Annotated in this window: 2 protein-coding genes; one reads left to right on the top strand and one right to left on the bottom strand. The window is 34.0% G+C overall.

The genetic code is table 11. The features are described from left to right. The coding region (locus tag C200_RS11980) for an integrase core domain-containing protein (RefSeq protein ID WP_033923784.1) at positions 1-187 on the top strand (187 nt) is incomplete at its 5' end. Between the two features lie 642 nt (positions 188-829). On the opposite strand, the gene C200_RS11975 is transcribed toward C200_RS11980, so the two are convergent. After that, entirely contained in the window at positions 830-2380 is a 1551-nt protein-coding gene (locus C200_RS11975; RefSeq protein ID WP_016212058.1) for an ArnT family glycosyltransferase, read from the bottom strand. Between the last annotated feature and the right edge of the window lie 152 nt (positions 2381-2532).

Genomic DNA, 2532 nt, shown 5'->3' with positions numbered 1-2532 from the left:
TCGTGGTGATATTTTAGATTGCAATCAATTTACTTCATTGCAGCAAGTTCAGAAACTTAGCGATGACTGGATCGTTGAATATAATACGATCAGACCACATCAATCTTTAAAGAATCTTTCACCAGACACATTTGCTGAGAAACGTGAAAAACAGTTAGAAAAAATTTCGACAAAAACAGAGGGATAATTCCAGTTTTAAACTGTCTCACTTATGGGGGGGTTGACAGACCCTCCTCAGAGTTTAAATAAAATTCAGAATATCAATCTGCTTAATAAGATTCATATGCACCAGATACAAAGCTCTCAGTACTTAAGCTCACGCTAAAACTTACTTAAATATCTCATTAATGCAGAAAAATCCCCTTCTTAATCAATTAAGGTAATTAATAGTGTAATTATTTATGGAAATGAAAATAAATATTTACATTAATCTTCATTGTAACGATAAGATGACAAAAAACCATCAAAAAATTATCTATTTTTTAATATATTTTGATTTTTTTATATTTTAATTATCATACAAATACATATGGGATCAAATCACTTGGTTAATAAATCCCTCTGAATGCTAACAAGGACTTTGTGTCACTCAGAACTTCTCTCGGCCTTTACATTTTTATTTAGCATCCTTGACTGATTTAACTTACCTTAACAGCCGTATTCTTAAAATAGCATCACACCTCATAAATATTTTTAAGTATTTACTCATTACACCCATGATAGATCTTAAGCAACTCCACTTTGCTAAATTAAATACCTCAGGCTCTGCAGTATGACGCACAGTGTGCGTACCCACTTAATATAAAACAGCATGGTAAATAGACAACACTTACAAGTTATATTTATCCTTATAAAAATCTCCCTGTCGTGGCAATAATTTTAATAACTTCACATCATAAAACTCTTGATAGATCCGAGTAAGAATAGTTTGACGATAGGCATCATAATTAAAATCATAGCCAACCACTAAGTAATAAGGAGATCCCAACATTTCTTTCTTATAAAAATCAACCTTCTTAAAGTAAGGAAGATACTCTGAACGATAAAAGGGGTCCATCTGGCTTACAATAACAATATTTTTATGATTAAAGTCTTTAAAGTTGCTAAAAAAGTCATCGGGCCGGCCATTAACACTGCCAATTCCCCAGACCGCCGCTGGCTTTTTATGACGATAGACCGTCAAATAAGACTGTGCATAACTCGGCGTCATAAAGATAAACCCCTTTTTCATATAAGGCTCAACAACCGGGTAAATTCTTTCGTAATTTAAAAACCAATTCACCGAATCATACACAGATGTTTTTTTCCAGAATGACAATGGCAAGTGAAAAACAATCAAAACAACAATCAACTGTACTCCAGAATAAAACAACATCCATTTAAATAACCGCTTGATTTTCTTAACTTCCAATAAAATTAGTGGCATAAATAAAAACGCATAGCCACAGAAAATCCAATGCAAACCTATACTCTTGCTAATAGACAGCACACCATAAAACAAGATAGTTGCAAGACCTGTTAATAGCGCTACACGTAAAGCTAAATTCGCCCAACCCTGACTCAATTTTTTTGCATGACGTACAATGATATAAACCATCACAGGACTATAAAGATAGATAATAAACACTAAGTATTTTGCCAGCAGATGCCAATTTAAATGATCACCTTCATTGCGCAAGTCTAAATTAAATAATAAATTCACCCAATTATTACTATAATTCCACCAAACATTTTCAATAAAAAAAGGTAAAGCAAATACCAAAGTAGCCAACAGCTTTAACCAACGATTTTTAATCTCTTTAGAAAACAAAAAATACAGCAAGACACCAATAGCAATAGGCAACATTAAGTACTTTGAGAAGTAAGCGGCTCCCAGCCCTAAACCCGCAAAAAGATAATACTTATTACCATGACCTTGCTCTGCCATCATTAAACAAAACACACCTAAAAAGCTAAAAATCATCAACGGTGTATCTGTTAAAATCGCAATATTAAAAAGGCTAACAGGGCTTAACAAATAAATTAAACTGACCCAAACTGCTTTTTTCTCATCAATCCGCTTTAAAGCAACATACATCAAAACAGCAATTAAATTTGAGGCAATAATTTGAGGCATACGCACCCAAATATTGCTCAGGCCAAATTGATTCCAAAAGGCTAAAATCCAACCAATTAAAGGTGGATGCTCATAATACCCCCAAGAAAAGTGCTGCCCCCAATAAATATATTCAGCTTCGTCCCCAGTAATAGGCACTAAATGAGCCAAATACACCTTAACTAAAAAGCTAATCAACGACGTCCAGCAAAAAACTCTCCACCCATTATCCAAACTATTAAGCAAAAAGGGTTGTTGCTGCTCTTTTAACTGTGCGGCTGCCATAAGACCTTATCTCTCCCCAAATCATCAGCCTGTCACCCTAAATCAAGCAATCTATAAAGTCAATTCTCCCTTGCCTTTATACAAGCTCATTAACAGCATAAAAAATAAAGCACAAAAGCTTAGCAGCTAATTTATTGACTCACCTTACGCAC

This window comes from Piscirickettsia salmonis LF-89 = ATCC VR-1361 (assembly GCF_000297215.2).
Classification (GTDB): Bacteria; Pseudomonadota; Gammaproteobacteria; order Piscirickettsiales; family Piscirickettsiaceae; genus Piscirickettsia; species Piscirickettsia salmonis.
This window is presented reverse-complemented; position numbering and strand designations above follow the sequence as displayed.